Consider the following 11,737-nt stretch of genomic DNA (forward strand, 5'->3'; position numbering starts at 1 on the left):
GGTAAAGCATGTTTATATTTCACCACAGACCGAGACACCGCAGATGAGTTTAATGCCCACTTTGATCGAGTTGCTTGCCCGGGCTCGGGTAGATCTTCGCATGGGGTTGCCGGTGGTGTTGTCAGGTCACGGCATAGCCGCGCTGGCCATTGCAGCGGAAAGCCTGACGGCTGAGCGGCTGGCAGATCTGCGCGCTATGGGAACAGTTTCCCTGGCGCTGACCGCGCGCCGTGCCGAAACACTGAAAGCCCAAGTCTACGATGGCGACATCACCCGGATCACACTGCCTGACAGTGCGGACCGTGCCTGGGTTCAAGCGCTTGCGGATCCGGCAGATGACCTGAGCACCCCGATGAAAGGCCCCTTCAATAGTCTGCGAACAGGTAGCGCCGAGCTGCACCGGCTGGCAATTGCTTTGGTTAAATCCGCCCGGTTACTGCCCTCTGCACTGCTGGTGCCACTGGAAAACGCCAAGGACTTCGCCGGTCAAAATGGGCTGACTCTGCTCAGCCATTCCGCGGCTGAACCGTTGCTCAGTGAAAGCTCACCACTCCATCCTGTTGCCGCCGCACGCCTGCCGGTTCAAGCCGCTGAGGCCGGTAGGTTGCATGTATTCCGTCCCGAAGATGGCGGAGAAGAGCATTACGCCATTGAAATTGGCCGACCGGACCGAAGCCAACCCGTGCTGGCACGATTGCATTCTGCCTGCTTTACTGGCGATGTACTTGGGTCGCTGAAATGTGATTGCGGCCCGCAACTTCAGGCTGCGCTCATGCAGATGGGAGCTGAGGGTTCTGGTGTTCTACTGTACCTGAACCAAGAGGGTCGCGGGATAGGCCTTGCCAACAAGATGCGCGCTTACTCCTTGCAAGATCAAGGATTTGACACAGTAGAGGCCAATCACCGGCTGGGTTTCGAAGATGATGAACGTGACTTTCGGCTTGGCTCGGCGATCCTGCGGGAACTGGGATTTGATCAGGTGCGGTTGCTGACTAACAATCCCAAAAAGATCGCCATGATGGAGCATACAGGCATCAAGGTAACTGAACGGGTACCTCTGCAAGTCGGTGAGAACACATTTAATCGCGACTATCTGGCGACCAAGGCGACCAAATCCGGGCACATCTTGTGACGCCTTTTGATTTGGTTTTGACCCCACGTGGCGTACGATTTGGTGGTCGCGTGTTACCGTGTTCTATCGGCAAAGGTGGATTGACGTCTACCAAACGCGAGGGCGACGGCGCCACGCCCGTTGGGCAACATCAGATCGTTGGAATGCTGTATCGACCTGATCGCATCCCCCGCCCCGCGCACTGGGCAAAGCCAGTTGGCCCAAACGATTTATGGTCTGACGATCAGGGTGACAGCGCCTACAACACGCAGGTTCGTGCCCCCTATGCCTTCAGTCACGAATCTCTGCGGCGCAGTGATCCGCTCTATGATCTGGTATTGATCATGGATTGGAATTGGCCAAATGCGCAGCCCGGCCTTGGCTCGGCAATCTTCATCCACCAGTGGCGCCGCCCCGGATATCCGACGGAAGGCTGTATCGCATTTTGCCGAACTGATTTGCACTGGTTAGCCGCACAGATTCAGCCTGGCACTCGTGTGATAGTGCCGTCCCTTGCGTAACGCCTAGCCGCGGGTCCCAAAAATGGCAGATCCAACCCGAACATGAGTCGCCCCTTGCGCAATCGCAGTCTCAAAATCGCTACTCATCCCCATCGACAAACCCGACAGCCCGTTGCGCGCAGCAATTTTGGCAAGCAGCGCAAAATGCAGGGACGGCTCTTCCTCGGCTGGCGGAATACACATCAGACCTTTCACTGGAAGGTCCAGTGCACGGCATTCCGCAATGAAATCATCCGCTTGGTCGGGCATCACTCCGGCTTTCTGCTCTTCCTCGCCAGTATTCACCTGAATGAACAGATCCGGGCAATGGCCCAGTTCTTGTGCGAGTCGGGCCAGCGTCTTGGCAAGTTTTGGTCGGTCGACGGAATGTATGGCGTGGCATAGCTCCATCGCCTGACGGGCCTTGTTGGTTTGAAGTGGGCCGATCAGATGCAGGTCAACACCATCATATTGCTGCATGAAGTCGGGCCATTTCCCCGATGCCTCTTGCACTCGATTTTCGCCAAAACAACGTTGGCCCTGTTCAAGCACTACCGCAACCCGCTCATTTGGCTGCACTTTAGAAACCGCAATCAGCGTCACCGCCCCTGGTTCACGTCCAGCAGCAATTTCAGCCTTGGCGATGCGGGATTTGATTTCTTCCAGTGACATTTCGGCCCTCATATCTGTTTGGGGCAGAGAAACACTGTTTCAAGGCAAAAGAAAAGGGCGGCCTCTGATGAGACCGCCCAAATACTATCAGGTTACGTTCAACTTAGAAGTTGAAGCGAGCACCGAAGTCCGCACGTGTTGTGGAAGTACCAGCACCAGTTTTGGAGTTACCGATACCGCCACGCAGGGAGACACCGCCGCCCAGGTCGTGGTTTACACCGATACCGTACTGCTGACGGTCGCCAGTGCCGGAACCGTCACCGTAGGTGAAGCCGATCGAAGTAGCCGAAGATACGTCGTAAGTACCTGAAATACCGTAGAAGGTGTCGGAAGTCGTTGCGTCTGCAACACCAGCAGCGTTCACGCTTTCGTCACCAACGATCAGGTTACCCGAGAAAGCACCCCAGGAACCGCCCAAAGTCAAGACCAGGATGTCCTGCTTAACTGTGGTGTCAGTTTCACCATAACCCAGAGCGGCTGTGATGTTGCCGAATGTGTAAGCAGCGTGGATGTCCCAACGGTCGCCAACCAGAGCAGTTGTCGAAGTACCGCTAGCGGAAGAAGCTTGGTCGTAAGACGCAGCAACAGCGAAGTCACCCATGGCGTAACGAACATATACACCGTTCGAACCAGCACCACCGGAAGAATAACCCAGGAAGCTATAGTTAGCAGCAGAGTACTGACCAACGAAGTATTCCAGGCCGATTTCTTCACCGTAGTAGCCAGGCATGTTGTCGATCGCACCAGCAACGTTACCTACGTCAACGCGCAGACCTTCGTACTCAACCGAGAAACGAGCGCCGTTCAGGCCAGCTGCACCTGCTTCACCGCGAGAGGTTGGAGCAGTGTCGGAAGTCTGTTCGTCAGCTTGCAAACGAACACGAGCCGAGAAGCGTACGCCGCTGTCGGTTTCAGCAGAACCGTCGATGTTCATCCGGAAACGGTGAACGATGATAGTGTCGGAAGAACCGTTAAGTGTTGCTGTACCAGGTGTGCCAGCATTTTCCTCGTACGAGATACCAAAACGGCCGTAACCGCTGAAGTTGATGTCGGCAGCTGCCATGCCTGCGGTGGCGATCAGCGCTGTCGAAGCGAAGAGAATCTTTTTCATAGTCTTTTTCCCTCGGGTTTAGATTTCTATTCAAACAAGAACCAAACGGAACAAGTCTGAGTACGATCCTCGTTTCGCTCTTTTTGGGGTCATGGTGCAAGGGCCAGCTAAGGCACCATTCTTTTCGCGCTAAAGTTGGTGCAAGGATGTCACAGTGTGTTAACCCTTGGAGGCTGAAGTATCCTACTAATAGCTAAGACTCTTAAAGAATAAGCTTGTTGCAGCCCGATGCCTTGGCTAGGACTACTGCGCAACCAATCTAGAAACGGAACTGCCTAATATGCGCTGGCTCAAGGTTATTGGACTATTTTCACTACTGACTGCGATCAGCGGCTGTGGCCTGTTTAACGGTAAAGGTAGTGATACTGCCTCCACCTATAATGAGAATGTTGTTGGCGGGAACCCCGCCGACCCTGAATTCACTGAAGGCTCATCCATTTTTGACCTTTTTGGCCCAAACGACGCCGAACAGACCGTGCAGGTAAATCGCTATCTCTGGAACGCGTCGCTAGATGTGCTGGATTTCCTACCTGTGCAGTCGGTTGATCCCTTTACCGGAGTAATCATCACTGGGTTTGGCACCCCTCCGGGTGGCGGTCGGTCTTATCGTGCGACAGTACATATTAAAGATCCCGCACTGGATGCGCGGTCCCTAAATGTATCACTGCACAGCAAGGGTGGACCCGTTAGCGCCAGCACAACCCGTGCGGTGGAGGATGCCATATTGTCGCGGGCGCGTCAGCTGCGGATTGCAGACACAAAGTTCTAATTCGCTGCGCTCTGGAATATGGCCAAAAATCTCAGTATTACAGCGCCGGGTCTTGCACCCGGCGTTTTTATTCAAAGGACCGCACTGATGTCGCGTTACGAAGCCTCCGAAATCGAAGCAAAATGGCAAGCGGCCTGGGAAAAGGCCGGAATCTTTCAGGCCAAGCGCACGGCTGATAAGCCGAAGTATTATGTGCTGGAGATGTTCCCCTACCCGTCGGGCCGCATCCACATGGGCCATGTACGCAATTACACTATGGGTGATGTTGTCGCGCGCTATAAGATGGCAACCGGCCATAACGTGCTGCACCCGATGGGATGGGATGCTTTTGGATTGCCTGCGGAAAACGCGGCCATCGCTATTGGCGGCCATCCGAAAGAGTGGACTTATAACAACATTGCCGACATGCGTGGCCAGATGAAGCCACTGGGCCTGTCGATTGACTGGTCCCGTGAATTTGCTACCTGTGATCCGGATTACTACGGCCAGCAGCAGTCCTTATTCCTTGATTTCCTTGATAAAGGTCTGGTTTACCGCAAAAATGCAGTGGTGAACTGGGATCCGGTTGATTTGACCGTTCTAGCCAACGAACAGGTCGAGGCTGGCCGCGGCTGGCGTTCGGGCGCATTGGTAGAGCGGCGCGAGCTGACCCAGTGGTTCTTTAAGATCTCGGATTTTTCAGACGAGTTGCTGACTGCGCTGGACGGTTTGGACAACTGGCCTGCCAAGGTGCGGTTGATGCAGGAAAACTGGATCGGCAAATCTCGTGGTTTGCAGTTTTCGTTCGAGCGCACAGACGGCGGCGAGCCGATCGAGGTCTATACGACCCGCCCAGACACACTGAACGGAGCCTCCTTTGTAGGCATCTCCCCAGACCACCCAATTGCCAAGCAGCTAGAAGCGGACAGGCCAGAAATGGCTGATTTCCTGGCTGAGTGCCGCAAGGGCGGCACCACCGAGGAAGCTATCGAAACTGCGCCCAAGCTGGGGTATGACACCGGTATCAGGGTCCAGCACCCATTGACCGGTGCCGAACTGCCGGTTTGGATCGCCAACTTTATTCTGATGGAATATGGCACCGGCGCGATTTTTGCCTGCCCCGCCCATGACCAGCGAGACCTTGATTTCTGCCGCAAATACGACCTGCCAGTAATCGACACCTTCTTTGCCCTCGACAACGACACGCCAGTCGGAACCGAAGCCTTTGTGCCTGCCAAATCCGAAAAGGTGCGCTGGGTTGATCACTTTGCCGGACTGACCGAGGCCACGGGCGAGGATGCGGTTAACACCACCGTCGATTTTGCCGAAAAGGCTGGCTGGGGCACTGGGGTGACCAAATACCGGCTACGTGACTGGGGCCTGTCCCGGCAGCGATTCTGGGGCTGTCCGATTCCCGTGGTCCATTGCGAGGCCTGTGGCGTCGTTCCAGAAAAGAAAGAGAATCTGCCGATCGAGCTGCCCGACGATGTCACCTTTGACAAGCCCGGCAACCCGCTGAACTGGCACCCAACCTGGCGTGACTGCGCCTGCCCGTCCTGCGGTGAACCTGCCAAGCGCGAAACCGACACCATGGATACCTTTGTTGATTCGTCCTGGTATTTCGCGCGTTTCACCGCCCCTAATGCTGAAACGCCGACCGATTTGGCCGAGGCCGAGTACTGGATGAACGTCGATCAGTACATTGGCGGGATTGAGCACGCGATTCTGCACCTGTTGTATTCGCGATTCTTTGCCCGTGCGATGCAGATTACGGGCCACCTGCCCGAAAGTGCCAAGGAACCGTTTGATGCCTTGTTCACCCAAGGCATGGTGACCCACGCGATCTATCAGACCGAAGGCGACAATGGTCGACCCAAATACCACTATCCCGAAAACATTGACCTGCGCGAAGGCAAAGCCTTCCTGAAGGATACTGGCGCCGAGGCCCAAGTGATTCCTTCAGCCAAGATGTCGAAGTCCAAGAACAACGTCGTCGATCCACTATCGATCATCTCATCTTATGGCGCAGATACTGCTCGTTGGTTCATGTTGTCCGATTCTCCTCCGGAACGCGATGTGGAATGGACAGCCTCGGGCGCCGAAGCCTCGTTCAAACATCTGAACCGGGTTTGGAACCTGTGCGACAAAATCGGCGAAATGGATCCTGCGGCTAAGGGTGATGGCGACGAAGCCTTGTTGCGGGCAACGCACAAGGCCATCGACGATGTAACCAACGGAATCGATAGTTTTGGCTTCAACGCCGCGATTGCCAAGCTTTATGGCTTCACTAACCTGTTGGCCAAATCCAAGGCCGGCGCCGCAGCCCAAAAGCAAGCAATCATGACGCTAGCTCAGCTGATGTCACCTATGACACCGCACCTAGCTGAAGACATCTGGGCCCATCAGGGCGGCGAAGGTTTGATCACTGTCGCACCATGGCCTGTGGCCGATCCGGCAATGCTGATTGACGACACCGTCACGATGCCAATCCAGATCAATGGCAAGCGCCGCGCAGAAATCAGCGTACCCAAGGACATGGACAAAGCTGAGGTTGAAAAAATCGCGCTGGCAACGGAAGCTGTGCAAAAGGCGCTGAATGGCGGCGCCCCAAAGAAGGTGATCGTGGTGCCCGGACGTATCGTAAATGTCGTTGCTTGATCGCAGAACTCTGCTAACGCTGCTGGCGCCTTTGGCGCTGGCGGCCTGCGGTTTCACCCCGGTTCACGCCCCTGGTGGTACCGGCGACGCGCTATATGGCCAGATCACGATTCAGGCACCCCAGGACATCCCCTCGACCAGCGAGGTTGATTCCTACTTGCTGGTACAGAAGCTGGAACAACGACTGGGTCGAACGAGTGCTGGCCGTTATCAGTTAGATCTGACGCTTGGCACCCACGATGAAGGCCAGGCAATCACTGCGGACGCCCAAACTATTCGTTATTCCATTGTTGGCAAAGCCAGTTACACACTGACGCGCCTATCTGATGGAAAAGTGGTTTCCAGCGGCGACGAAGACGCGTTCACCGGCTACTCTGCCATTGGCTCGACAGTTGAAACACTGGCGGGTGAACGCGATGCGCATCAACGTTTGATGGTTATTTTGGCTGACCAAATTACCACCCGCATTCTAACCACCGTAGATCTGTCAGCCAGTTCCGCAGCAGAATCTGCCCCTCCCTCACTTTTACCCCCGCCAACATGAAGCTGAGCCCGCGTGACGCCGACGGCTACTTTGCCCGCCCCGACCCGGAGAAAGCCGGACTGTTGATCTATGGCGGTGATGCGATGCGGGTGGCACTGAAAAGGCAACAAACGCTTTCGGCGCTGCTCGGCACTAGTGCCGAGGAAGAAATGCGCCTGACCCGAATGCCCGCGGGCGGGTTGCGCAAAGACCCGGCACAGTTGCTGGACGCCGTGAAGGCAGTGGGATTTTTCCCTGGCATCCGCGCGGTGTTCGTCGAAGAGGCCAACGATCAGGCTGCCCCGGCCATTCTCGCCGCGCTGGACGAATGGCAGCCCGGCGATGCACAAATCATTGTTACTGGTGGCCAACTAAAAGCGACGTCAAAACTACGCAAAGGATTTGAGGGTCACCGCAACGCCTACGCAGTAGGTATCTATGATGACCCGCCCTCCCGTGCCGAAATCGAGCGTATTCTGGCCGCAGCCTCTATTCGTGACGTCCCCGGCGACAGCATGTCAGCGCTGACCGATATTGCAAATGACATCGGCCCCGGTGATTTCTCAAGGATGATTGAAAAACTATCCCTCTATAAACATGGAGATACCAGCCCGCTGTCGCTAGACGACATCGACGCCGTCGCGCCACAATCCACCGAAGCCGCACTGGATGATGTGCTGAATGTCGTCGCCGAAGGCCATAGTGGCGAGATCGGTCCTCTGATTCGCCGCCTGCAATCGCAAGGCGCCAACGCGGTAACGCTGTGCATTGGTGCCACACGGCATTTTCGCACGCTATATACCTGTGCTTCACATCCAGGTGGAGCCGCGCAGGGTATTGGCCGATTGCGCCCGCCCCTGTATGGAAAACGCCGCGACCGGGTGTTGCGTCAGGCCCAAAACTGGGGCGTAGACCGGTTGGAAACTGCCCTGACTCTCTTAACCGACACTGACTTGCAACTAAGATCAGCCGGGCAAACAGCTCCAGCACTGGCGTTGATGGAGCGGGCTTTGATCCGGCTGGCTATGCTGGGCCGCGTGCGCTGATCCCCCTTGACCTTAGCGCGTCACCTCGCATTGTGGCGCTCTACATATCAGGGGATCAGAATGTACAAACTCTACGGAACAGTCAGAAGCCGCGCCTTTCGCGTTCTTTGGATGCTGGAAGAACTTGGTGAGCCTTATGAGCTAATCGAGGCCGGGCCACATCACCCCGAGGTTCTGGCGCTGAATACATCCGGCAAGATCCCAGTTCTGGTAGACGGCGACGCAGTCATCACGGATTCCACGGCTATGCTTACCTATCTGGCTGACAAACATGGAAAGCTGACCTCTCCGGCTGGTACCGTTGATCGTGCACATCAGGATGCCTTGACCCACACATTGCTGGACGAATTCGACTCGATCCTGTGGACCGCAGCCCGCCACAACATGAAGTATCTGCCAAAAGAGCATCAGATGCCTGAAATCGCGGCGAGTTCAAAATGGGAATTTGAGCGCAATCTTAGCCGTCTGTCTGACCGTTTTTCCGGGCCATTCCTGCAGGGTGACAGCTTTACCATTGCCGATATTGTGGCCACCCACTGCCTGAATTGGGCGCTGGTTGCCGACTTTCCGGTCAGCGACAAAACCCTGCGTACTTATGCCAAAGAAATGCGCGAGCGCGAGGGTTTCAAGCGAGCCTTTGCTCACCTGAAGGATTAACTTAGCTTAATCTAGACCAGTCTGGGCGCGCACCAGACTGGCCAACTTTTGAGGTATTGGGTTCTATGGCTCGCTCAGATATTGCGCCGCAGCGCGTCCGGCCCAACGCCCGGTGGCCAAACATCCCGTCAACAGATAACCGCCGGTTGGAGCTTCCCAGTCCAACATTTCTCCAGCGCAGAATACTCCGGGGATCTTTTTCAACATTAACCCGTCGTCCAGAGCCGTCTGCGCGACTCCCCCAGCTGTTGAAATCGCTTCGTCGATAGGGCGCAGTCCGGAATGTTTCACGGCCAGTGCTTTGATCAGCCGGGCCAGTTCTTGTGGAGCTTGCGGTAATGGGCGGCCGAATTCCTGCAACAGCGCGATGCGGGCTGGATCAAGTTTCAACATTTTGCGCAAATGGTTGGCTAAGCTTGCCTTACCACGCGGTCGCGTCAACCGCTGCGCGACCTCGTCCTCTTCCAAATCGGGCAGCAGATCCAGCACCAGTGGCGCTCCCTCCCGCACGCCAGCACTGATGGAATAGATGCCGCCGCCTTCGAGACCACGTTGCGAAATCACTGCTTCGCCCCGCGAGACTAGTGCGCCAGCTTGCAGTGAAATCCCTTTGATCGGTGCGCCGAACCTGGCTGCCATATGATCTGACCAGTTGACCAGAAGTCCCGCATTTGCGGGCTGAAACGGTGCCAATTCAACCCCCTTGCCCGATAGCAGAGATGTCCAAGCTCCATCCGAACCCAGTCGAGACCAACTTGCACCCCCCAGGGCCAACACAGTGACACTGGCATCGACATTCTGTGACCCATCTGGCGTCTCAAACTTTAAGGCTCCACCATCCCAGCCAGACCACCGCCAACGCGTGCGGCGCTGCACATCTTTCTGATCCAGCTCGAGCAACCACGCTCGCAACAGCGGTGAAGACTTCATTACTTTGGGAAACACTCGGCCTGTACTGCCGGTGAATATCTCAATTCCTAGGCGGCGCGCCCAGGTCTGCACAGCTGCACCATCAAACTCGCGCAACATTGGCGTCAGCCACTCTGCAGCCGCACCGAAATTGTGAATCAACTCGTCAAATTCTTCATCTTTGGTAAGATTCAAGCCAGATTTACCAGCCATCAGCAGCTTACGCGCAACCGACGGCTTAGCCTCACACAGCAACACCGAATGGCCTGCCTGCGCCAACTCATCGGCAGCCATCAGCCCTGCCGGCCCGGTCCCGATCACCACTGCATCAAATTGCTCTGCCATCACCGTCTCCTTGCCAAAGCGTAGCCCGGCGCATTTTTCGTTAGAAGTGAGCCAAGAGACACACCTATGCCCACCCGGACGTGTAACTTAGGCATCACTGCACATCGACAGAATTTTCTCGGCGATTTCAGGCTTCGCCGCTAAACTGTCTGTCAGCAAATCGCGCGCAGTTTGTATCAACATTGCAGGCTCTACGATTTTATCGATCAGCCCATATTCATAAGCCGTTTGCGCAGTGATCTTCTGACCAGCCACCAATACCATTTTTGTGCGGGATGGCCCGATTAGCGCCGCCATCCGTTTAACGTCCGAGGGTTGCGGCAAGTAACCAAGCTTCATCACTGGATAGAACACCTTGGCACTGGGCACAGAAATACGCAGATCGCAAGCCAATGCCATACCGTTAGCCCCCCCTGCCAGGGTCCCGTTCAACACTGCAACCGTCAGACAGGGAAGTGCAGCTATGGCAGCAGACAGCTGTTCCCACAAAGGGGACAGCGCCAATCCAGCTGCGGCTTCGTCCAGATCGGCACCAGCACTAAACACCTTGCCCGTGCCCGTCAAAATCAACCCGCGTGCCTCGGTGGCGCGGTGAGCAATTTCCAACAACTGCTCGAGCATCACTGTCGTCAGCGCATTGACCTTTTCCGGGCGATTGATCGTTACAATCCACAGCCCGGATTTTTCGACCGTTAGATCGATCACTCTAGGCCAACCCGTTTACGGATCTCATCATCTCGCAAAGAGATTTCACTGCCAACGAATTCGTCTGCGTCCGGCGTGCACATCCATAACAACACCCTGGCCGGCCATTCTACGGGGGCGTGATCTTCCCAGTTCAGCTCGCTCACCCGGTTAATTCCACTCGCCTTGATTTCGCGCTGCATTTCGGTGGCAACCGTGCCGGGAGACAGGCCGATGGCACGGATGCCATTGCCGCGCTCTTCCAGGTCCAACGCCCTGTTCAACATCGCCGCTCCAGCCTTGGAGGTACAATAGGCACTCCAGCCTTCAAGCGGGTTATGAGCCGCACCTGAGCTCACCGTCAGGACCGTGCCGCCACCAGCAGCCTTCATCAGCGGAACAGCTGCGCGCATGCCGTTGAACACACCTTTGATGTTGATGTCCGAGACCAAACCCCATTCGTCCGGATCAGTTTCAACCAGTGAAGCCATTGGTTTCAGGACCCCGGCATTGTTGATCAGCACATCTAACGAGCCAAAATGTTCGACAGTCTGCTGCACCGCCGCCTCGACCGCTGCGTAGTCGGCAACATCACAGGCCAGTGCCAGCGCGTTCCCGCCGATCTCTTCCGCAAGCGTATTCAGACTGTCTGCGCTCCTTGCCAGCAAGGCCACATTGGCACCTGCCGCAGCAAAGATCCGTGCAGTTTCTGCACCGATTCCCCGGCTAGCCCCGGTAATGAGAACCGTCTTGCCCTTGAATTCCATGAATTT

General features: G+C 56.0%; 12 protein-coding genes. 7 read left to right on the plus strand and 5 right to left on the minus strand.

The window, feature by feature from the left end; all coding sequences use genetic code 11:
• Nucleotides 1-43 precede the first annotated feature (43 nt).
• Nucleotides 44-1,132: a GTP cyclohydrolase II gene (ribA, locus tag GO984_RS11455; RefSeq protein WP_157022668.1), complete on the plus strand. Its 1,089-nt coding sequence runs from the start codon at nucleotides 44-46 to the stop codon at nucleotides 1,130-1,132.
• A complete protein-coding gene (locus tag GO984_RS11460) occupies nucleotides 1,129-1,632 on the plus strand; it encodes a L,D-transpeptidase family protein (RefSeq protein WP_342448079.1) in 504 nt (167 codons plus the stop codon). The genes ribA and GO984_RS11460 overlap by 4 nt, the downstream gene beginning before the upstream one ends.
• 3 nt (nucleotides 1,633-1,635) lie before the next feature.
• On the opposite strand, the gene GO984_RS11465 is transcribed toward GO984_RS11460, so the two are convergent.
• Nucleotides 1,636-2,283, minus strand: a complete 648-nt coding sequence (locus GO984_RS11465; RefSeq protein ID WP_157022669.1) for a YggS family pyridoxal phosphate-dependent enzyme — start codon at nucleotides 2,281-2,283, stop codon at nucleotides 1,636-1,638.
• 103 nt (nucleotides 2,284-2,386) lie between these two features.
• Nucleotides 2,387-3,394, minus strand: coding sequence for a porin (locus tag GO984_RS11470; RefSeq protein ID WP_157022670.1), 1,008 nt, complete (start codon nucleotides 3,392-3,394; stop codon nucleotides 2,387-2,389).
• 280 nt (nucleotides 3,395-3,674) lie between these two features.
• Here GO984_RS11470 and GO984_RS11475 point away from each other — a divergent pair, with 280 nt between their 5' ends.
• The 5 genes from GO984_RS11475 (at nucleotide 3,675) to GO984_RS11495 (ending at nucleotide 9,026) form a co-directional block, all read left to right on the plus strand.
• Complete coding sequence (locus GO984_RS11475; protein ID WP_157022671.1) at nucleotides 3,675-4,163, plus strand: DUF3576 domain-containing protein; 489 nt, start codon at nucleotides 3,675-3,677, stop codon at nucleotides 4,161-4,163.
• Nucleotides 4,164-4,250: 87 nt separating this feature from the next.
• Complete coding sequence (leuS, locus tag GO984_RS11480; protein ID WP_157022672.1) at nucleotides 4,251-6,800, plus strand: leucine--tRNA ligase; 2,550 nt, start codon at nucleotides 4,251-4,253, stop codon at nucleotides 6,798-6,800.
• Nucleotides 6,787-7,344 carry an LPS assembly lipoprotein LptE gene (lptE, locus tag GO984_RS11485; RefSeq protein ID WP_157022673.1) on the plus strand — a complete coding sequence of 186 codons (558 nt, stop codon included), beginning with the start codon at nucleotides 6,787-6,789 and terminating at the stop codon, nucleotides 7,342-7,344. Before leuS ends, lptE begins: the two co-directional genes overlap by 14 nt.
• A complete protein-coding gene (gene holA, locus GO984_RS11490; protein ID WP_157022674.1) occupies nucleotides 7,341-8,369 on the plus strand; it encodes a DNA polymerase III subunit delta in 1,029 nt (342 codons plus the stop codon). The genes lptE and holA overlap by 4 nt, the downstream gene beginning before the upstream one ends.
• Nucleotides 8,370-8,429: 60 nt before the next feature.
• The gene (locus GO984_RS11495) at nucleotides 8,430-9,026 is read left to right on the plus strand and encodes a glutathione S-transferase family protein (protein ID WP_157022675.1); all 597 of its coding nucleotides are present in this window, start codon (nucleotides 8,430-8,432) and stop codon (nucleotides 9,024-9,026) included.
• 63 nt (nucleotides 9,027-9,089) lie between these two features.
• On the opposite strand, the gene GO984_RS11500 is transcribed toward GO984_RS11495, so the two are convergent.
• The 3 genes from GO984_RS11500 to GO984_RS11510 form a co-directional block, all read right to left on the minus strand.
• Complete coding sequence (locus tag GO984_RS11500) at nucleotides 9,090-10,280, minus strand: TIGR03862 family flavoprotein (RefSeq protein WP_157022676.1); 1,191 nt, start codon at nucleotides 10,278-10,280, stop codon at nucleotides 9,090-9,092.
• Nucleotides 10,281-10,367: 87 nt separating this feature from the next.
• On the minus strand, nucleotides 10,368-10,985 hold the full coding sequence (locus tag GO984_RS11505; RefSeq protein WP_167740305.1) for an enoyl-CoA hydratase-related protein: 618 nt from the start codon (nucleotides 10,983-10,985) through the stop codon (nucleotides 10,368-10,370).
• Nucleotides 10,982-11,731, minus strand: coding sequence for an SDR family oxidoreductase (locus GO984_RS11510; RefSeq protein ID WP_157022677.1), 750 nt, complete (start codon nucleotides 11,729-11,731; stop codon nucleotides 10,982-10,984). Before GO984_RS11510 ends, GO984_RS11505 begins: the two co-directional genes overlap by 4 nt.
• Between the last annotated feature and the right edge of the window lie 6 nt (nucleotides 11,732-11,737).

This window comes from Parasedimentitalea huanghaiensis (assembly GCF_009753675.1).
Lineage (GTDB): Bacteria > Pseudomonadota > Alphaproteobacteria > Rhodobacterales > Rhodobacteraceae > Parasedimentitalea > Parasedimentitalea huanghaiensis.

Excerpts from the sequence above, each read along its gene's own strand:
- lptE (WP_157022673.1), top strand. The coding sequence starts at position 6,787 with ATGTCGTTGCTTGATCGCAGAACTCTGCTAACGCTGCTGGCGCCTTTG.
- GO984_RS11500 (WP_157022676.1), bottom strand. The coding sequence starts at position 10,280 with ATGGCAGAGCAATTTGATGCAGTGGTGATCGGGACCGGGCCGGCAGGG.
- ribA (WP_157022668.1), top strand. The coding sequence starts at position 44 with ATGAGTTTAATGCCCACTTTGATCGAGTTGCTTGCCCGGGCTCGGGTA.
- GO984_RS11495 (WP_157022675.1), top strand. The coding sequence starts at position 8,430 with ATGTACAAACTCTACGGAACAGTCAGAAGCCGCGCCTTTCGCGTTCTT.
- GO984_RS11470 (WP_157022670.1), bottom strand. The coding sequence starts at position 3,394 with ATGAAAAAGATTCTCTTCGCTTCGACAGCGCTGATCGCCACCGCAGGC.
- GO984_RS11475 (WP_157022671.1), top strand. The coding sequence starts at position 3,675 with ATGCGCTGGCTCAAGGTTATTGGACTATTTTCACTACTGACTGCGATC.
- GO984_RS11465 (WP_157022669.1), bottom strand. The coding sequence starts at position 2,283 with ATGTCACTGGAAGAAATCAAATCCCGCATCGCCAAGGCTGAAATTGCT.
- holA (WP_157022674.1), top strand. The coding sequence starts at position 7,341 with ATGAAGCTGAGCCCGCGTGACGCCGACGGCTACTTTGCCCGCCCCGAC.
- leuS (WP_157022672.1), top strand. The coding sequence starts at position 4,251 with ATGTCGCGTTACGAAGCCTCCGAAATCGAAGCAAAATGGCAAGCGGCC.
- GO984_RS11510 (WP_157022677.1), bottom strand. The coding sequence starts at position 11,731 with ATGGAATTCAAGGGCAAGACGGTTCTCATTACCGGGGCTAGCCGGGGA.